Annotated in this window: 16 protein-coding genes and 1 pseudogene; 8 read left to right on the forward strand and 9 right to left on the reverse strand. The window is 69.5% G+C overall.

What is annotated here, in order from left to right; translation table 11 throughout:
- Window positions 1-17 precede the first annotated feature (17 nt).
- Complete coding sequence (uppS, locus tag GA0070624_RS13350; RefSeq protein WP_091340923.1) at window positions 18-800, reverse strand: polyprenyl diphosphate synthase; 783 nt, start codon at window positions 798-800, stop codon at window positions 18-20.
- A gap of 261 nt (window positions 801-1,061) precedes the next feature.
- Between uppS and GA0070624_RS33955 the strand changes: the two genes are divergently transcribed.
- Complete coding sequence (locus GA0070624_RS33955) at window positions 1,062-1,253, forward strand: hypothetical protein (protein ID WP_141715006.1); 192 nt, start codon at window positions 1,062-1,064, stop codon at window positions 1,251-1,253.
- A 539-nt stretch (window positions 1,254-1,792) separates the two neighbouring features.
- On the opposite strand, the gene GA0070624_RS13355 is transcribed toward GA0070624_RS33955, so the two are convergent.
- Window positions 1,793-2,749 (reverse strand): helix-turn-helix domain-containing protein, encoded by a 957-nt coding sequence (locus GA0070624_RS13355; RefSeq protein ID WP_091340925.1) that lies wholly within the window; start codon window positions 2,747-2,749, stop codon window positions 1,793-1,795.
- Window positions 2,750-2,852: 103 nt separating this feature from the next.
- Between GA0070624_RS13355 and GA0070624_RS13360 the strand changes: the two genes are divergently transcribed.
- Together GA0070624_RS13360 and GA0070624_RS36380 are read left to right on the forward strand one after the other, a co-directional pair.
- Window positions 2,853-3,914, forward strand: coding sequence for a saccharopine dehydrogenase family protein (locus GA0070624_RS13360; RefSeq protein ID WP_091348759.1), 1,062 nt, complete (start codon window positions 2,853-2,855; stop codon window positions 3,912-3,914).
- 87 nt (window positions 3,915-4,001) lie between these two features.
- A pseudogene (locus tag GA0070624_RS36380) lies at window positions 4,002-4,157 on the forward strand (helix-turn-helix domain-containing protein); the annotation flags it as partial.
- Window positions 4,158-4,286: 129 nt separating this feature from the next.
- On the opposite strand, the gene GA0070624_RS13370 reads toward GA0070624_RS36380, so the two are convergent.
- Both GA0070624_RS13370 and GA0070624_RS13375 read right to left on the reverse strand, forming a co-directional pair.
- Entirely contained in the window at window positions 4,287-5,213 is a 927-nt protein-coding gene (locus tag GA0070624_RS13370; protein WP_091340927.1) for an NAD-dependent epimerase/dehydratase family protein, read from the reverse strand.
- A 476-nt stretch (window positions 5,214-5,689) separates the two neighbouring features.
- Window positions 5,690-7,024, reverse strand: a complete 1,335-nt coding sequence (locus tag GA0070624_RS13375; RefSeq protein WP_091340930.1) for an MFS transporter — start codon at window positions 7,022-7,024, stop codon at window positions 5,690-5,692.
- Window positions 7,025-7,303: 279 nt separating this feature from the next.
- On the opposite strand from GA0070624_RS13375, the gene GA0070624_RS13380 reads away from it, so the two are divergent.
- Together GA0070624_RS13380 and GA0070624_RS13385 are read left to right on the forward strand one after the other, a co-directional pair.
- Window positions 7,304-8,356: an FAD-dependent oxidoreductase gene (locus GA0070624_RS13380; RefSeq protein ID WP_091340932.1), complete on the forward strand. Its 1,053-nt coding sequence runs from the start codon at window positions 7,304-7,306 to the stop codon at window positions 8,354-8,356.
- 169 nt (window positions 8,357-8,525) lie between these two features.
- Window positions 8,526-9,533 carry a TAXI family TRAP transporter solute-binding subunit gene (locus GA0070624_RS13385; protein ID WP_218105150.1) on the forward strand — a complete coding sequence of 336 codons (1,008 nt, stop codon included), beginning with the start codon at window positions 8,526-8,528 and terminating at the stop codon, window positions 9,531-9,533.
- 38 nt (window positions 9,534-9,571) lie between these two features.
- Here the strand turns inward: GA0070624_RS13385 and GA0070624_RS13390 are convergent, their stop codons facing one another.
- Both GA0070624_RS13390 and GA0070624_RS13395 read right to left on the reverse strand, forming a co-directional pair.
- Window positions 9,572-11,053, reverse strand: a complete 1,482-nt coding sequence (locus GA0070624_RS13390) for a sensor histidine kinase (RefSeq protein ID WP_091340936.1) — start codon at window positions 11,051-11,053, stop codon at window positions 9,572-9,574.
- A gap of 6 nt (window positions 11,054-11,059) precedes the next feature.
- Window positions 11,060-11,743, reverse strand: coding sequence for a response regulator transcription factor (locus GA0070624_RS13395; RefSeq protein ID WP_091340939.1), 684 nt, complete (start codon window positions 11,741-11,743; stop codon window positions 11,060-11,062).
- 176 nt (window positions 11,744-11,919) lie between these two features.
- On the opposite strand from GA0070624_RS13395, the gene GA0070624_RS13400 reads away from it, so the two are divergent.
- From GA0070624_RS13400 to GA0070624_RS13410, 3 genes are read left to right on the forward strand one after another with little or no spacing between them, the layout of a single operon-like run.
- The gene (locus tag GA0070624_RS13400) at window positions 11,920-12,942 is read left to right on the forward strand and encodes a tripartite tricarboxylate transporter substrate-binding protein (protein WP_218105151.1); all 1,023 of its coding nucleotides are present in this window, start codon (window positions 11,920-11,922) and stop codon (window positions 12,940-12,942) included.
- Between the two features lies 1 nt (window position 12,943).
- A complete protein-coding gene (locus GA0070624_RS13405) occupies window positions 12,944-13,405 on the forward strand; it encodes a tripartite tricarboxylate transporter TctB family protein (protein ID WP_091340941.1) in 462 nt (153 codons plus the stop codon).
- A 20-nt stretch (window positions 13,406-13,425) separates the two neighbouring features.
- Entirely contained in the window at window positions 13,426-14,931 is a 1,506-nt protein-coding gene (locus GA0070624_RS13410; protein ID WP_091340944.1) for a tripartite tricarboxylate transporter permease, read from the forward strand.
- Between the two features lie 63 nt (window positions 14,932-14,994).
- Here GA0070624_RS13410 and ddaH read toward each other — a convergent pair whose 3' ends face one another.
- Genes ddaH through GA0070624_RS13420 form a run of 3 tightly spaced genes read right to left on the reverse strand, consistent with a single transcriptional unit; the run spans window position 14,995 to window position 16,891 of the window.
- Window positions 14,995-15,765 carry a dimethylargininase gene (ddaH, locus tag GA0070624_RS13415; protein WP_091340947.1) on the reverse strand — a complete coding sequence of 257 codons (771 nt, stop codon included), beginning with the start codon at window positions 15,763-15,765 and terminating at the stop codon, window positions 14,995-14,997.
- Window positions 15,766-15,788: 23 nt separating this feature from the next.
- The gene (locus GA0070624_RS36385; protein ID WP_281180969.1) at window positions 15,789-15,923 is read right to left on the reverse strand and encodes a hypothetical protein; all 135 of its coding nucleotides are present in this window, start codon (window positions 15,921-15,923) and stop codon (window positions 15,789-15,791) included.
- A 23-nt stretch (window positions 15,924-15,946) separates the two neighbouring features.
- The gene (locus GA0070624_RS13420) at window positions 15,947-16,891 is read right to left on the reverse strand and encodes an FAD-dependent oxidoreductase (RefSeq protein ID WP_091340950.1); all 945 of its coding nucleotides are present in this window, start codon (window positions 16,889-16,891) and stop codon (window positions 15,947-15,949) included.
- Window positions 16,892-17,041: the final 150 nt, after the last annotated feature.

Raw genomic sequence — 17,041 nt, forward strand, 5'->3', positions numbered from 1 at the left:
GGGCTTGAGTACTGTCATCATGCTCCGATTCGTCGGCTGCGGGCGGAGTAGGAGCGCAGGGCGCGGAGGAAGTCGATCTTCCGGAAGCCGGGCCAGTACACGTCGCAGAAGTACAGCTCGGAGTAGGCGGCTTGCCAGAGCAGGAACCCGGACAAGCGGCGTTCTCCGCTGGTGCGGATGACGAGATCGGGGTCGGGCTGGCCGCCCGTGTAGAGGTGCGCCGCGATTGCGTCGGCGGTGAGGCGTTGCGCGACGTCATCCAGTGTCGCGCCTGCTTGTGCCTCCTGCTCTAGCAGGGAACGAACGGCGCTGACGATTTCCTCGCGGCCGTCGCAGCCGACGGCCACGGTGAGGTGGAAGCCGGCGCCCCGCTCAGCGGTGGCGTCTTCGGCGAGTTTCAACGCGTGGCGGGTTGAGTCGGGTAGGACGTCCGCGCGGCCGGCCAGGTGAAGCTGCCACGGGTTGGCCGGCCCTAGGAGTGGCTCCGCGACGACCTGTTCGATCATCCGCATGAGGTTCTCGACCTCGTCGGATGCGCGTTTGCGCATGTTATCGACGGAGGCGACGAACAGGGTGACGTGGCGGATGCCTATTTCGGCACACCAGCCAAGTACCTCGTGGATATGCTCCGCGCCGTACCGGTGGCCCACCGCCGGGTTGTCGAAGCCCATCTGCCTGGCCCACCGTCGGTTGCCGTCCATGACCATGGCCACGTGCCTCGGCAGTGAGGTGCCGGCCAGTTGGGCTCGCAGACGGTGAGTGTAGAGCCGGTAGGCTGCGCGACGTACGGGCTGAATCATGATCAGATGAAACCACCTCATCGATGCCACTGGTGGCCCGTATGCCTGCGTGCTTTACGAGCAGCATGCGAGCAGCCAACCCGGCGAGCGCCAGCGGACGACCGCAGACCACGACACCACCCTGGGCACGAGGACCAGGCGATGGACCAGCGCGTCGGAACGGTCGTACTTCGTAGGTCGCTGCGATCCCGTCCCGGAGCTATACAGGACCCCCACGCGGCCTGTTGCAGCTCGTCTACCGCTTGGCCGATCCTGTTGAGCATGACCACGGCCAGGAGGAGACAGCCCGCGTCGGGCGAACAGGCTGATCGCCTCACGCTGATTGATCGCTGGCACCACTTCGTATTGGATCAACCGGTCCTCGTGTATGCCGGCGAGACGATCTGGCTTGAAGACGGCCACCTCCTGGTACGGCGGCTCGATGGGCGACTGGACTCCTACCCGGCTCCATGAACCCTTGTCGTTGCCGGGACCGGCGCGATGGCTGACAGCAACCGTTGACAGCAACAGCTTCGGACCATGAGGTACGGATAAAGACGCCCACAGCAGCAGGGCCAGCCACGGACGCCGGGGGCGGACCGTTCCGCGCAGTCTCGCCGAAGCTACGGATCAGAGGGTCTGGCCTGGGAGCCATAGATGGGAGCCACCGGCGAACGTAGCCGGACGAGACGGGACCGATCCAGTTGCCGAGGGCGCGGCGACCGGGACGTCGCGAACGGCGCCGAACGGCTGCGAAGTGGTCTTGGGAATCTACGGATCAGGTGGCCGACGCGTCAGCAGGAAGTCAGCCAACAGCTAACAGGGAGGTTCCCCATCAACGAGCCGCAGACGGCTGCCGACCCTGCGTCGTCGCGACCGAGCGGCAGCGGCCGATAGCGGATGACAGGACCGGCGGCCGTTCGGGACGAAGGGGCCCATCCTCGGGCTAGGTGCGCGCTTAAGTCGGCGGGCTGCTAAACCGCGAAGCTGTCAGGCCGCCGACAGGATGGTGATCACGATTCTGACGAGGGCCAGGCGCTGCGGAAGGTGCGACGGTAGGCGTCCGGAGGTACACCGACGGTGCGGTTGAAGTGTCGGCGCAGCGTCGTGGCGGTTCCCATGCCAGCCGCCTGCGCGATGGCGTCGATGCTGTTGTCGGTGTTCTCCAGCAGCTCCTGGGCCCGGCGGATCCGCTGCGTTGACAGCCACTGCAGCGGGGTGGTGCCTGTTACCGACTTGAAGTGGCGGGCCAGGTTGCGCGAGCTCATATTCGCCTGGCGAGCCAGGTCCTCCACAGTCAGCGGACGGTTCAGCCGCTCCATCGCCCACGGGAACAGGTTGGCGAGGGGATGGTCGTCGCGGGCGGGCACCGGGGTGGTGACGAACTGGGCCTGGCCGCCGGCGCGATGCGGCGGCACGACCAGGCGGCGGGCGACGGCGTTGGCGACCGTCGAGCCGTGGTCGCGGCGGATCAGGTGCAGGCACAGGTCGATCGCGGCGGCTTTGCCGGCAGAGGCGAGCACGTTGCCGTTGTCGACGTAGAGGACGTCCGGGTCGACCTTCACCCGGGGATAGCGGGCGGCCAGCGCCTCGGTGTGGGCCCAGTGCGTGGTCGCGCGCAGCCCGTCCAGCACGCCGGCGGCGGCCAGCACGAACGCGCCGGTGCACAGCGAGACCATCCGAGCGCCCGCCTCGTGGGCCGCGCGGACGGCGTCGAGCAGGTCGGGTGGCACGTCCGCGTCGATGTCTTCCACGGAAGGGACGATCACGGTGTCCGCGCGGGCGAGTCGGTCCAACCCGTCGTCAGGTTCCATACGGAATCTGCCGATCCGGACCGGGCCCGGGCCGCAGACCACGAGGTCGTACCACGGGTCTGCCAGGCCGGACGGGTCGCGGACGAAGATCTCGCAGGCCATGGCGAGCTCGAAGTGCAGCATCCCGTCGGTGGCGGCGAGCGCGATGGTGGTCATGTCCGAAATTGTATGGGGCATGGCGTTCCAGACACTGGTCCGGTCCGGCCGCTGCCGAGAGGATTTCCCCAGTCGATCTTTCGAGGAGCACAAGGAAATGCAGATGGGTACGGGTCAGACCGTGGCGGTGTTCGGTGCGTACGGGCACACCGGGCGGTTCGTGGTGACGGAGTTGCGTGATCGCGGGTTCGTCCCGCTTCTCCTCGGCCGCGACGCGGGCAAGCTCCAGGCGCTGGCGGCGTCGCATCCGGGGCTCGAATACCGGGTGGCGTCGGCAGACGATCCGGCCTCGCTCGACCAGGCATTGAAGGACGCGGCCGCGGTCATCAACTGCGCCGGCCCGTTCGCCTCGACCGCGGCCCCCCTGATCGAGGCCGCCCTGCGCGCCGGCATCCCGTACGTGGATGTGGCGGCCGAGATCGAGGCCAACCTCGACACGTTCACGCACTTCACCGACCGCGCTCGGACCGCAGGCGTCGCGGTGGTCCCGGCGATGGCCTTCTTCGGCGGACTCGGCGATCTGCTGGTCACGACGGCGATGGGCGACTGGACGGCGGCCGACGAGGCGCACGTCGCGTACGGACTGAGCAGTTGGCACCCCACGACCGGGACCCTCGCCTCCGGCACCGTCTCCCGGGAACGGCGCGATGGCCGACGTGTCCGCTACACCGGTGGCCGGCTGGAGTACTACGTCGACAAGTGCGACCTGCCGACCCTGGAATGGGACTTTCCCGCTCCGATGGGCCCCCGGACCGTCCTCGGCGAGTTCACGATGGCCGACGTCGTCACCGTCCCCAGCCACCTGTCCATCCCCGAGGTGCGCACGTACATGACCACCGACGCGGCCAAGGACCTGGCCGCTCCAGACACACCCGCACCGACTGCGGTCGACGAGCGCGGCCGGTCCGCACAGACGTTCACTGTCGACGTCATCGTGCGCTCCGGCGACACGCAACGACGCGTCGTCGCCAGCGGCCAGGACATCTACGCCATCAGCGCACCACTGGCGGTCGAAGCGGTCCGTCGCATTCTGGCCGGTCAGACGAGGACGAGCGGCGTCGCCTCCGCCGGCGAGATCTTCGGCGCGCCCGACTTCCTCCGCGCGCTGTCCGCGTACATCTCGCTCGAACCGCGCCACGAGTCTCGCTCGCCACAGTTCGCCTGATCGCCCAGCCACGGGTGACCACCCGGATAGTCCCCGGTGTCGGCGCGCCGCACCGTCACGACCTACAGAGGTTGAAAGGCCAAGGTCTCGGCTCGGTGTACGGAGCAGGACCTACCGGCCAAGGAGATCGCGGCAAGCTTGCAGGTGTCGACCAAGTCGGTCTACCAGTGGCGGCGCCGCTGGCGGGCAGGGGGGCAGACGGCGCTGGAGTCCAAAGGTCCGGGCGGGTCGGCCGGCCGACTGTCGCCGGCGCAGCCGCCGCGGCTGCCCAGCCCCGAAATCGAGATCGGCTGGGCTGCCGGCGAAATGGCTGTCGGCAGCAACGCTGACAGCAACCGCGGGTCGTACTTTACACCCCCTGACAGCGGACGGTCAGCGGCTCAACTTCGCCATCAGCGGGATGCCCTCGCGGTAGGTCGACACCGCCGGAGCCCAGCCCAGCTCGCGCTTGGCCTTGGCGTTGGAGACGCGCATCGAGGTGGTCATCATCGCGTGGGCGTACGGGATGGGCCGCAGCATCCAGCTCGGGAGCCGCCACGGCCGGCGCGCCCCGAGCTCGGCCGCGAGCGTGTCCAGGTAGTCCCCCCAGCGCACCGGCTCGTCGTCGACGATGTTGTACGCCTGTCCGGCACGCCCCTTCTCCAGGGCCGCTACGGTCGCCGCGGCGGCGTCCTCCAGGTAGATGAAATTGGCGAAGCCGCCGGAGGAGGGCACCGGCAACCGGCGCTTGCGCACCAGGTTGACGATCATGCTGCTCATGCTGTCCTGTCCGTAGAAGAATCCGTAGCGCAGCGCAATGCCCTCCATCTCGTCGGCCGAGAACACCTGCTCCTCGGTGGAGCGTATGGCCGCGACGGCATCTCCGAGCTGGCCGCTCACGGGTTCCGCGAACGGGTCGTCCTCGGTGATCACGTGCGGGCCGTGGTCGCGGTAGCCGTACCCGAGCACGATCGACTGGGTGAGGAAGCGGTGGGCGCCGACCGCCCGGGCGGCCGCGAGCAGGTGAGCGGTCCCGGTGGTACGCAGGTTGTTCGTGCCCTGAATCGCCTCCCGCATGTTCGTGGTACGCAACGCGGTCAACTGGTGCATGACCGCGTCGGCCCGCACGCCCCGTACGGCGGCGAGCAGGTTTTCGCGGTCCATCACGTCGGCCACCACCGCCTCGGCGCCGGCGTTGCGCAGCCGCTCGGCGTTGCTCTGGCTGCGGCTGATGCCGACGACCTCGTGGCCGGCGGCGATGAGTTGGCGGGCGAGGGGCGTACCGACGGCGCCCGAGGCGCCGGCGAGCAGTACTCTCATGGCTTCGGTTCCTCCTGCAGGTCTCACCGCGATAGACGGGGTACCGGTCGGGCGTGTGACGACCTGGCGGTGTGTTGTCTCGCGCAGCCGGCGTCGTCCCTGGTGCCCCAGGCCCTGGTAACGGGCAAGATCAAGCTCGACCGGCTTCACCCCAGGTTCGGGGACGCAATGGCATCGCCCTTCGACGACGAACCGGCGACCGGTCTGTAGTAGCAGCCCTACCCCTGCGTGAGTCAGACGGCGTTGGGCGGCGAAGTGGGGCGCAGGGTCATGAGCTCACCGAGCAGCTGGGCGTTGTCGGCGCGCAGTTAGGCGTTCTCGGCACGTAGCTTGGCCAGGGCTTTGATGGGACATCGAGCTTGACTGCTGCCGCCGTGAGACGCGGCTCAACCCGTGATCATCACGCTGCACGCGGTCCGCGTCCAGTCCGTCTGCCACGTCCCGCTGGTGGTGGGGTCGCCGCCCTCAGTTCCGCTTCAACGTCTGACGGCTCCCGAATCGGTGGGAACGTCAGGATGGTGCTGCCGGTCTTTCGCAGGGCTCGCCAGGGATGGATCGCCGCCGATTGCGAGCGGTTGGCGGGACAAGATGGTGAGCCCGGCGGCTACTACGCCGAGGGCGATGGTCGCTGCAGCGCACAGCAACAGCGTTTGGCGGGCGCCGATGCCGGTCGTCAGAGGGCCGCCGAGCATGGTGCCCAGTGGCACCGCCAGCACGGTGACAGCGCTGTTGGCGGCCAGGGCTTGGGGGAGTTTCGTGGTGGTGGTGCTGCGTTGGAACAGCGCCATCGACGTGGACATGTACGGAGCCCAGATGAGGCCGGCGAGGGCGAAGGCCGGTAGCGACAGGCCGACGGGCGTGTCCAGGCCTAGAGGCAGCATGGCGACGCCGAACCCGACGACGATGCCGATGGTGGTGGGCCACAGCGGCCAGCGGTGTAGGTAGCCGGTGGCGAGGCCGCCGAGGAGGGAGCCGGCACCGAACGCCGTGTAGTACAGCCCGAGGGTCGTTGCGGAGGCGTGCAGGTCCTCGGTGACGAGGACGGGCATGGCCACGTAGAACGGGCCGAAGAGAAAGAAGAACCCAAAGGTCAGCGCCAGTAGGCCGAGCAGAGATCGGTTGTGGCGGATGATCCCGAACCCGGCCGTGCTGGGCGTGACAGTCTCTGTCGGGTCTGTTCTCTTTACGGCGGGGACGGCGAGGCGGTAGGTGAGGGCCAGGACGGCGAAGGTCACTGCGTCGATCGCGATAACCCACACGGGACCGGCCCAGCTGATGAGGATGCCCGCCAGCGGGGGACCGATGATGGTGGCAGCGTCGCCGATGATGGCGAGCATCGCGTTGGCCGGCAGGTGGTGTCGTTGGGGCAGGAGTTCGGTTACCAAGGTGAAGCGCCCGGCGGAACCCCACGAGCGCAGCAGCGAGGCCGCGGCGAGCAGGGCCACGTAGAGGCCGATGCTGAGCGCACCGAAAAGGTGGGCGGCGGGGATCGCCGCGAGAGCGGCGGCCCGCAGGATGGCGTCCCAGCCGGCGAGCTGGGCGCCGCTTCGACCGATCAGAAACCGGCCGAAGATCATGGTTCCGGCGGCGCTGGGCAGGGTGTATGCCGCCACCGCGACCGCGGTCCAGGTGCCGCGCTGGCCCGGGGGCGCGAGCTGTAAGGCAAGCCAGGTCACCGCGATCAACGCCATGCCGTCGCCGAGAGCAGACACCGCCAGTCCGGGCAGGACCCGTCGCAGCAGGGGATGGCTGACGACCGGCCAGTAGGGCGAGGAACGCGGGAAACGGAGCGGCACAGTCTCGGGCGGCATGTTGCCACCCGACACGACACAGGTCGCTCAAATCAACGAAAATCGCCTGAGGGCAGAAGGTTGAGCCTCGCCCAGCCGCGTACGTGCTGGGATCCTGGAGCTGATCCGCCGCGACCCGGTCGAACTCGACCAGGTCGGCCCCGCGGTGGACGACGTCGACCGCCGAGTCGCCGCCGAGAACCGAGCGGGCCAGGGGCCGGGTTCGGCGGGGACGTCCGGGCGGTGTGACATCCATCGCCCGTGGGAAGGTCCGGGTGAGCCTGAGGCGTTGTCCGGCACATGCCGGAGACGGATGTGGTGGTTATCGGGGCCGGACAGGCGGGGCTGTCCAGCGCGTACCACCTGCGCTCCTCCGGTCTTGACTTCGCCGTCCTGGACGCCAACCCGGCACCCGGCGGCGCCTGGCAGCACCGGTGGCCGACGCTGCGCATGGCGACCGTGCACGGGATCTTCGACCTGCCCGGCATGCACTTCACGCCTCCGCCGCCGGACGAACCAGCCGCCGACGCCCTGCCGGCCTATTTCGCCGCCTTTGAGAGGGAATTCGGTATCGACGTGCAGCGGCCGGTCGCCGTCACGGCCGTCCGGAACGCCCGCGACGGACGACTGCTCGTCGAATCCGGCAACAGCACTTGGACCACCCGGGCACTGATCAACGCCACTGGAACGTGGACCCGGCCGTTCGTGCCGTACTACCCGGGACAGGAAACGTTCCGCGGGCGGCAGCTGCACACCGCCCACTACCGGGGGCCGGCGGAGTTCGCCGGGAAGCGGGTGGTTGTCGTCGGGGGCGGAGCGTCGGCCGTGCAGCTCCTGGTCGAGATCGCCGACGTCGCGGCGTCGACGACCTGGGTCACCCGCCGGCCGCCGGTGTTCCGGGACGGGCCGTTCACGCCGGACTACGGACGCGAGGTGGTCGCCAAGGTGGAGGCACGGGTACGGGCCGGCCTGCCCCCGGGAAGCATCGCCAGCGCGAGCGAGCTGGCGTGGACGCCGCAGCTGCTCGAGGCCCGGGAACGCGGGCTCCTCCTCCGCCGGCCGATGTTCGACCGGATCGTCCCCGACGGCGTTCAGTGGCGCGACGGTACGGCACAGGACGTGGACGTCATCTTCTGGTGCACCGGCTTCCGGTCGGCGCTCGACCACCTGGCCCCGCTGCGGCTGCGGGGGCCCCGCGGCGGCATCGTCGTGGACGGCACTCGGGTGGTCGCCGACCCCCGGATCCACCTGGTCGGCTACGGGCCGTCCGCGAGCACAGTCGGCGCGAACCGCGCCGGGCGGGCAGCGGTCCGCGAGCTGCGCGCGCTTCTGGCGGCGCCCGCCCCGGTCTGACGCATGAGGGGTCTTCCGTTGCCGGTTCCTTCTGGTTGACGTCGGAGGCGTGCGGGCGTGATATGACTGCTTCAGCCTGGTTAAAATCCCGGCAGAACAGGCGAGTCTATGACGACCGGCAGGGCGGGCGGGCTGTTGCGCAGGCGCCGAGATCCCCGGGCAACTTACCTTGAAATATGCCGCCCTGCACCGCATCGGCCGTCCGTATCATCTCGGCATGGTGCTGAACCTGGAGGTACGGTTCAGCCGGCGGGCGGTGCTCCTGGCCGCCGGAGGGCTGCTCGTCGGTTGCTCCGAGCAGCCCGAGGGCGACAAGGTCCACCTGCGACTGGCCACCGGGCCGGCGGGGGCGGTATACCGGCGTATCGGCGGTGCGCTGGCCGAACACATCTCCGAGCAGGTGCCGGGTGCCACGGTGACCACCGTGCCGAGCGGGGCGTCCACCGACAACATCCGGATGCTGCGGGCCGGCGAGGTGCACCTTGGGCTGACCAGCCTGGACGCGCTGATCACGACCGACGGCAGCGCGCCCGAGGGGCTCTCGGCGATATGCCGGCTCTACGACAGTCACCTGCATCTCGTGGTCATGGCCGGTTCAGCGATCGACGAGTTCCGAGACCTCGAGGGCAAGCGCGTATCCCTCGGTGCCCGCGATTCGGGCACAGAGTTCACGTCGCTGCGGGTTCTAAAGCTCGGCCGGGTGAACGCCGACGGTCGGTACCTCAGCCAGGCCGAATCGGCGGCGGCACTGCGCGGCGGCGAGATCGACGCGATGTTCTCCCTGACCGGCGTCCCGACGCCCGCCATCACGGAGTTGGCGCAGCGGCACCCGATCCGGCTGATCCCGTTGGACGCACAGGCAGATGCGCTCTTCACGGCGTACCCAGGTCCCTACACTCCGGCCATGATCCCCGCGACTGCCTACGCCGGCGTCCCGGCCACCCGCACCGTCGCTGTGCCGAACGTGCTTCTCGTGCGCAACGACCTGCCCGATGACCTGGTCTACGCCATCACCGACACAATCTTCACGCACACCGGTACGATCACCTCCGCCAGCCGCGACGATGCCGAAGCCGTTCCCGAAGCGTGGCAGATCAACGTGCGTACCGGGATCTCCACCGCATCGGTCCCGCTCCATCCGGGCGCGGCCGCCTGGTTCCGCGACCGCAAGCGCTGACCCGAGACAGCGACAGGCCGGCGACGGAGCCCGGGTCCTCAGACCGGCGACGGAGCCGGGGCATCGGACGACGACGCCACCCGCGGAACGACCGGCAACGCAACCACCGCGGCGAATCCGTGCCCGGACCCGTCCGGACGCGGCAGGCCCTCCTCCAGCCGCAGCTCGCCCCCGGCCGCCCCGACCAGGTCGGCGCAGATCGCCAGTCCCAGGCCGGTCCCGGCCACGTTCTGGTGCCGCGGCGACCGCCAGAACCGCCGTAGCGCCTGGGCCCGCTCGGAAACGTCGATGCCCTGGCCGTCGTCACGGACAGCGATCGTGACTACGCCTTCGGCCGCGGAGGCGTTGCCGTGTCCGGCGCCCGCACCACCGGGGACGACTCGGGCGGTCACCTCCACCACCTGCGCGTCCGACAGCCGTAACGCGTTGCTGATCAGCTCGTCCAGGATGCTGCCCAGTCCGCCCGGCGGCTCCAGCAACCGCAGCCCCGGCGGCACGTCGACCGCCAGTGTCTGCCCCGCCGTCGCCGTCAACGCCCGCCACCGGTCCACCCGGGTCGCCAGCACCGCGTCGAGATCCACCGGTGACGCCGTCCGCATGCTCTCCATCCGCGCACTGGCCTGCAGCGAGTTCAGCATCCGCTGCATCGCCTTCAGCTCGTCGACGGCGACGTCGTACACCTGCCGCCCGTTGCCGTCCGGACGCAGATGCGGTTCCAGACTCTCCACGGCGAGCCGGAGGCTGGTCAGCGGATTGCGTAACTGATGCGACGCGTCGGACACGAACGCCCGCTGCCGCTGCACGGCGTTCTCGACCGCGTCCATCATGGTGTTGAACGACTCCGCCAGCCGCCGCAGCTCGACCGGGCCGGCCTCGGCGTCGGCCCGGATTGTGAGGTCGCCCTGTGAGATCCGCGAGCTCGCCGCGTCCAGCTCCCGCACCGGCCGCAGCACCCACGCCGATACCGGCCAGGCGACGGCCACCAGCGCGATCAACGGCAGCAGCCCGAGCCCGGCGAGCTGGGCCCATCGCACGAGGATGCGATCGCGCGTCGTCGACAGGTCGGAAATCGTCACGACGGCGCCGACGACCTCGCTGTCCCGGCCCACCGGCTCCGCGACCACGAGTGCGGAGTCGTCCCACGGCGCCCATTCCCCGGACGGTTCGGACCTCGCTCCGGCCAGCGCCGCGGTCACGATCCGGGGCAACGCCGGCTCGGCCCGCGCCGCCTCCTGGTACGCACCGGCTGGTCCGAGCAGCACCGTGCCCGACTTGTCGATCACCGCGACCGGGATGCCGTACAGCTTGTGGTAGCGCGCCAGCTCCTGGTGGAGCGCCTCGGTCCGCCCGGTTGACAGCGCGGTCTCGGCCAGCGACGCGAACCGGCCGACGTCGTTGAGCCGGTCGACGTAGGTCTCCTGCATCTCCCGCTCGGCCACGGTGACGCTGAGCGGCACCCCGAGTGCCGCGACGAGCAGCACCGCGAGGGGCACCAGGACGACGAGCAGGCGACGGTGCATGGCGCGTCAGCCGATCAGCTCCGGCTGGTCGGCCAGGAGCCGATAGCCGACCCCGTGGACCGTGCGGATGAGCACGGCCGGCCCGAGCTTGTGCCGCAACGCCGCGATGTGGGTGTCCAGGGTGCGACTCGAGGACTCCCAGGTCGCGCCCCAGATCTGGTCGAGGATGACGTCGCGGCTCACCACGTTCGGCGCCCGACGGGCCAGCAGCAGGAGCAGTTCGAACTCCTTGCGGGTCAGCGTCACGGGCGTGCCGTCGACGGTGACCTCGCGGGTGCCGACGCCGATCCGCATCGGGCCGAGGACTAGCGGCTGGTCCGGGTGGCTCAGGGCACGAGCCACCCGGGTGCGCCGCAGGACGGCGTCGATCCGGGCCAGCAACTCCGGGATGCCGAACGGCTTCACGATGTAGTCGTCGGCGCCGGCGCGCAAGCCACGGACCCGCTCGTGCTCCTCCGATCGCGCTGTCACGGCGATGACGGCGGTCTCCGGGCGGTCACGCAGCTTGCGGATCACGTCGAGTCCGTCGCCGTCGGGCAGACCGAGGTCGACGAGGACCACATCGGACGGGGCGGCACGCACGGCCTCCGCGGCGGTGGCGATGCGGTGGACCTCGAAGCCCGCCTGGGCCAGGACGGTCACCAGACCCCGCGCCACGCGGTCGTCATCCTCGATGACGGTGATCCGCATACCGGCGAATTGTACGGCCCGGATCGACGCTCGTGTCAGCCCTCCAGTTCTTGGGATTCCTCTGACATCCGGCGTATTCCTTGGGATTCCTCTGACACCATCCGCGTCCCTGCCAGCCGAGACTGAGGCCGCGCACTCACCGACGAATGCGCATGCGCTGACGAGGAGGCCCCGATATGACAACGACCAGGCACCGGGCCGCCGCGCGGATGATCGCCGCGATCGGCGCCGTTTCGCTCCTGGCCGCCTGTTCCGGCAATGGTGGCGGCGGTGGCAGCGGAGGCGACGCCGGGAACTACCCGGAGCAGAACATCACGTTCGTCGTGCCCTTCAGCGCCGGCGGCCCGACGGACACCGTCACCCGCATGATCGCCGAGCCGATGGCCGCGAAGCTGGGCGCCAAGATAGTCGTACAGAACGTCGAGGGAGCGGGCGGCACGGTCGGCGCCGGCGAGGTCGCGCGGGCCGAGCCCGACGGCTACACGGTGCTCATGCACCACATCGGCATGTCCACGGCGCCCGCACTCTACGAGAACCTGGGCTACAAGCCGCTCGAGGACTTCGAGATGATCGGCCTCGTCACCGAGGTGCCGATGACGATCGTCGCCCGCAAGGACTTCCAGCCCGCGACGCTCCAGGACCTGGTGACCTACGTGAAGGCGAACGCCAACAAGGTCACCCTCGCCAACGCCGGCATCGGCGCCGCGTCCCACCTGTGCGGCCTGCTGTTCCAGCACGCCGCCGGTGTCAAGCTCCAGGAGGTCCCGTACGAAGGGACCGGCCCCGCGCTGACCGACCTCGTCGGCGGCCAGGTCGACTTCATGTGCGACCAGACGACCAACACCAGCGGCCAGATCGCCGGGGGCAAGGTCAAGGCGTACGCGGTCACCACCCCGGAGCGGGTGAAGAGCCTGCCCGACCTGCCCACCACGGCCGAGGCGGGGCTGCCCCAGCTCCAGGTCAGCGTCTGGCACGGCCTCTACGCCCCGGCCGGCACGCCGCAGGACGTCGTCCAGAAGCTGTCCGAGGCGCTGAAGGTGGCACTGGCCGACCAAGGGGTGATCGACCAGATGGCCAAGCTGGGCACCGCGCCGGTCCCGGCGGAGGACGCGACCCCGCAGGCACACCGGGCGCACCTCGAGGAGCAGCTCGGCACCTGGGCGAAGATCATCGCCGACGCCGGGGTCAAGGCCTCCTGAGGTGGAACGCCGGCGATCCTTTCCGGACATCCTCGCCGGAGGAATCTTCGTCCTCATCGGTGGCTCATTCGTGGTGGGGTCGCTCAGCTATGCGCTGGGCACCCCACTGCGGATGGGCCCCGGCTACTTTCCACTGCTGGTCGGCGTGATCCTGGCCGCCCTGGGCCTGGCGATCGTCATCAAGGGACTCATCGCCGGCGAGGTGATCTCATTCGGGCCGATCCCCTGGCGTGCGGTCGGCTTCGTCGTGCTCGCGCTTTTGTTCTTCGGGTTCACCGTCCGACGCCTCGGATTCGTACCGACGTCGGCGGTGACCGCCCTCCTCACCACCCTGGCGAGCCGGCAGGTGCGGCTGCTCACGGCCGTAGCCGTGGCCGTCGCCCTGACCGTGGCCAGCGCGCTCATCTTCGTCGTCGGCCTTCAGCTGCGGATCCCGCTGTGGGGCCCGTGGCTCTCGTTCTGACGCGTCCTCCGGATTGAGGTATGGAACTTTTCGACAATCTGGTGCTGGGCTTCTCGACCGCCTTCCTGGTCCAGAACGTCCTCTACTGCTTCGTGGGCGTGCTGCTCGGGACGGCGGTCGGCGTGCTGCCCGGCATCGGGCCGACGGCGACGGTGGCGATGCTGCTGCCGATCACGTTCAACTTCGAACCGGTGACGGCGCTGATCATGCTGGCCGGCATCTACTACGGCGCACAGTACGGCGGCTCGACGACGGCCATCCTGATCAACCTGCCCGGTGAGTCGTCGGCGGCGGTCACCGCGCTCGACGGTCACGAGATGGCCCGGCAGGGCCGGGCCGGCCCGGCGCTTGCCGCCGCCGCGATCGGGTCCTTCATCGCGGGCACCCTGGCCACCGTCGCGCTGGCCGTCGCGGCCCCACCGTTGGCCGGCGTCGCGTTGCAGTTCGGCCCGGCCGAGTACTTCTCGCTGGTGCTGCTCGGCCTGATCGTGTCGATCACGCTGGCCCGTGGCTCGGCGCTCAAGGCACTGGCGATGATCGCGCTCGGCATCCTGTTCGGCACGGTCGGCCAGGACATCTACACCGGCACGCCCCGGTTCGTGTTCGACCAGCGCGAGCTGTACGGCGGCATCGACTTCGTGTCGTTGGCCGTCGGCATGTTCGGGGTGGCGGAGATCCTGCGCAACCTGGAGAACGAGCAGACCCGCACGGCCATCGTCGGCAAGGTGACGAACCTCTGGCCGACCCGCGAGGACCGGCGCCGAATCGTCGGCCCGATCCTGCGGGGCACGGGTCTGGGAGCCGCGCTCGGCGTACTGCCCGGCGGTGGCCACGTGCTGGCTTCGTTCACCTCGTACGCCGTCGAGAAGCGGATCTCGAAGCGGCAGCGGGAGTTCGGGCGCGGCGCGATCGAGGGCGTCGCCGGCCCCGAGTCGGCGAACAACGCCGCCGCGCAGACGTCGTTCATCCCGCTGCTCACCCTGGGCCTGCCCGCCCACCCGGTGATGGCGCTGATGGTCGGCGCGTTCATCGTCCACGGCATCACCCCCGGCCCGAACGTCATCACCGACGAGCCGGCGCTGTTCTGGGGCCTGATCGCGTCGATGTGGATCGGCAACGTGCTGCTTGTGCTGCTGAACCTGCCGCTGATCGGCGTCTGGGTGCGCATGCTGCACATCCCGTACCAGGTGCTGTTCCCGATGATCATTCTGTTCGCCGCGATCGGTACCTACTCGCTGAGCTTCAACGCGTACGACGTCTACGCGATCGTGTTCTTCGGGCTCCTGGGCTACATCCTGATCAAGTGCGGCTGCGAGCCGGCGCCCCTGCTGCTCGGCTTCGTCCTCGGCCCGCTGCTCGAGGAGAACCTGCGGCGCGCGCTCATCATCTCCCGTGGCGATGTGTCGGTTTTCCTGACCCGCCCGATCTCCGCGGTGCTCCTGGCCCTGGCCGTGGCAGCGCTCGTCGTCGCCGTCCTGCCGACGGTTCGAAAGCGCCGCGAGGTCGTGTTCGCCGAGGAGGAGTGATCCCCCAGCCATCTTTGGACGAGCCGCTACTTCTGCCGCCGACCGGACCGGCTGGGGCGTGGGTCAGACCTCGGGGATCAGCACGCTCAGGCAGGTGACGCAGCCCTCAAGCTTCTCGTACTCGCTGATGTCGACGACGACCGGCGTGAAGCCGAGGTCCGCCACGAGCGCCGCGGTGCGTGGCGCCGACGCGGCCAGCAGCACGAGGTCCCCACCGAGCGGTACGACGTGGCAGCCGGCCTCCTCGTCGACCGTGCGCACCGGCTGCCGGAGCGCGGTCGCGTCGAGCAGTTCCGGCAGCGCGAGCAGGGTGCCGTCGGGCAGCGCGGTCACGGCCGACTTGAGGTGCAGCACGTCGCGGAGCGGGACCGGGATCACCCTGCGCCCGCGGGTCGCCAGGTGGGCACGCAGCTGGGCAATGCCCTCACCGTTGGTGCGGCCGCCTCGGCCCACGTACACGGTGGTGCCGACCTGCAGCACGTCGCCGCCGTCCAGCGTCCCGGGAGCCTCGATGCGTACGACCTCCAGCCCGGCGTCGCGTACCGCCTTCTCCGTGCCGGGGATCTCCGGACGGCGCTCTGGCGCGCCCGGCCGTGTGATCACCGCCAGGCCGTCGCAGACCACGACGGTGTCCTCGACGAACACCGAGTCGGGGCACTGGTCGGCGGGGGCGACCTCGCGCACCTGCCAGCCGGCTTCGGTGAGCGCGGCCCGGTACGCCTCGTGCTGGCGCCGGGCTTGCGCGATGTCCACGTCGCTGCGCTCGATGTGGGTGACCAGCCCCTCGGCCAGCCGGCCGCTGGGTCGCCGGACCAGGGCAATGCCTCGCGTCATGCCACCAGTCTGCCGTGCGCCTGTCAGCCAAGCTCAAGCAGGGCAGGCAGCAGCTCGCGCTGCGCCCACTTCGTCGCGGCCATCGCGGCCGCCGCTCTGTTCTGGTGGGTGCTGCTTCCGCTGCTGCTGATCGCCGTCGACCTCGTCATCGTGCTCATGCTGCTGGCTCCACCGGATCGGGTCAGGACAGTCCTGACACGAGTTCGGCGACGTCCTGGGCGCAGCCGTAGGACAGTGTGACTCCGGCGCCACCGTGGCCATAGCAATGCACTACCGGACCGCGGTCGATGAACTCGGTTTCCAGCCGCACGCTCGGGCGCCCGGGGCGTAGGCCCACGCGGTGGCTGAGGATGCGGGCCTTGTCGAGCGCGGGTACGAGCTCGGTGCACCGCTTCAGGATGTCCGCGGTCGTTTTCGGCCTGACGTCCAGTTCCTCGTCGCCCTCCTCGGCGGTGCCGCCGAGCAGCACCGTGTCACTCCTGGGTACGACGTAGATCAGTTGTTCGGGATCGTTCTGGTCGAGTAGCCATTCGGTCAGGCCGAATTGTGCGACGACGATCACCTGTCCCCGCACCGGTGTGAGGGTCTCGTCGTTGATCAACTCCCTGGATCCCAGCCCGGTGCAGTTCACCACGGCATGCACGTCCTCGAAGGCCCCGGCTAGATCACCCACGTACCGGGTCCGGACGGCGACCCCCGCAGCTTCCAACTGACCGAGCAGCCACGGCAGATGCATCGCCATGTCCACCACCGGAACGCTCAGTTCGTAACCGTCGCCGTAGCCGGCCGGCAGTCGCTCGACGGCAACCCGACCCAGCTCGGGAACCGCATCCCGCCACCACGGGTCGGAGGTCTGCTGGCGGAACAACTCCTGCCCGAGGCGCATCCGAACGCCGGCGGACGGGTCGGAGGTCAGGCCGCACAGCACCTCGTAGGTGGTCGCCGACCATCGCGTTACGTCCGCCTCCGGGTATGCGCGGTAGGGATACCAGAGAGCCGCGGCGACCGACGATGTCGTGCTATTTCCCATCTTCGCGGCAACTACGTCGACCTCATGACCGGTTTGCGCCAGACGGAGTGCGCTGGTCAAGCCCACAACACCGGCGCCGACGACCCTGACCTTCATGCCTAGAGATCACACCACATCGGAGTGCCCTTACGCCTAGCGGGCGCACGGGCAGAGCGCACATCTGTGGCGCCTCAGATTTGCTCGAGGGAGCGGCCAGATCAACACCACCTCCTACTCGGCGTCCATCAGCTGGCGTCCGTACGTTCG

It is taken from the genome of Micromonospora rhizosphaerae (genome assembly GCF_900091465.1).
Lineage (GTDB): Bacteria > Actinomycetota > Actinomycetes > Mycobacteriales > Micromonosporaceae > Micromonospora > Micromonospora rhizosphaerae.

Excerpts from the sequence above, each read along its gene's own strand:
- uppS (WP_091340923.1), bottom strand. The coding sequence starts at position 800 with ATGATTCAGCCCGTACGTCGCGCAGCCTACCGGCTCTACACTCACCGT.
- GA0070624_RS33955 (WP_141715006.1), top strand. The coding sequence starts at position 1,062 with ATGACCACGGCCAGGAGGAGACAGCCCGCGTCGGGCGAACAGGCTGAT.
- GA0070624_RS13355 (WP_091340925.1), bottom strand. The coding sequence starts at position 2,749 with ATGACCACCATCGCGCTCGCCGCCACCGACGGGATGCTGCACTTCGAG.
- GA0070624_RS13360 (WP_091348759.1), top strand. The coding sequence starts at position 2,853 with ATGGGTACGGGTCAGACCGTGGCGGTGTTCGGTGCGTACGGGCACACC.
- GA0070624_RS13370 (WP_091340927.1), bottom strand. The coding sequence starts at position 5,213 with ATGAGAGTACTGCTCGCCGGCGCCTCGGGCGCCGTCGGTACGCCCCTC.
- GA0070624_RS13375 (WP_091340930.1), bottom strand. The coding sequence starts at position 7,024 with ATGCCGCCCGAGACTGTGCCGCTCCGTTTCCCGCGTTCCTCGCCCTAC.
- GA0070624_RS13380 (WP_091340932.1), top strand. The coding sequence starts at position 7,304 with ATGCCGGAGACGGATGTGGTGGTTATCGGGGCCGGACAGGCGGGGCTG.
- GA0070624_RS13390 (WP_091340936.1), bottom strand. The coding sequence starts at position 11,053 with ATGCACCGTCGCCTGCTCGTCGTCCTGGTGCCCCTCGCGGTGCTGCTC.
- GA0070624_RS13395 (WP_091340939.1), bottom strand. The coding sequence starts at position 11,743 with ATGCGGATCACCGTCATCGAGGATGACGACCGCGTGGCGCGGGGTCTG.
- GA0070624_RS13400 (WP_218105151.1), top strand. The coding sequence starts at position 11,920 with ATGACAACGACCAGGCACCGGGCCGCCGCGCGGATGATCGCCGCGATC.
- GA0070624_RS13410 (WP_091340944.1), top strand. The coding sequence starts at position 13,426 with ATGGAACTTTTCGACAATCTGGTGCTGGGCTTCTCGACCGCCTTCCTG.
- ddaH (WP_091340947.1), bottom strand. The coding sequence starts at position 15,765 with ATGACGCGAGGCATTGCCCTGGTCCGGCGACCCAGCGGCCGGCTGGCC.
- GA0070624_RS36385 (WP_281180969.1), bottom strand. The coding sequence starts at position 15,923 with ATGAGCACGATGACGAGGTCGACGGCGATCAGCAGCAGCGGAAGCAGC.
- GA0070624_RS13420 (WP_091340950.1), bottom strand. The coding sequence starts at position 16,891 with ATGAAGGTCAGGGTCGTCGGCGCCGGTGTTGTGGGCTTGACCAGCGCA.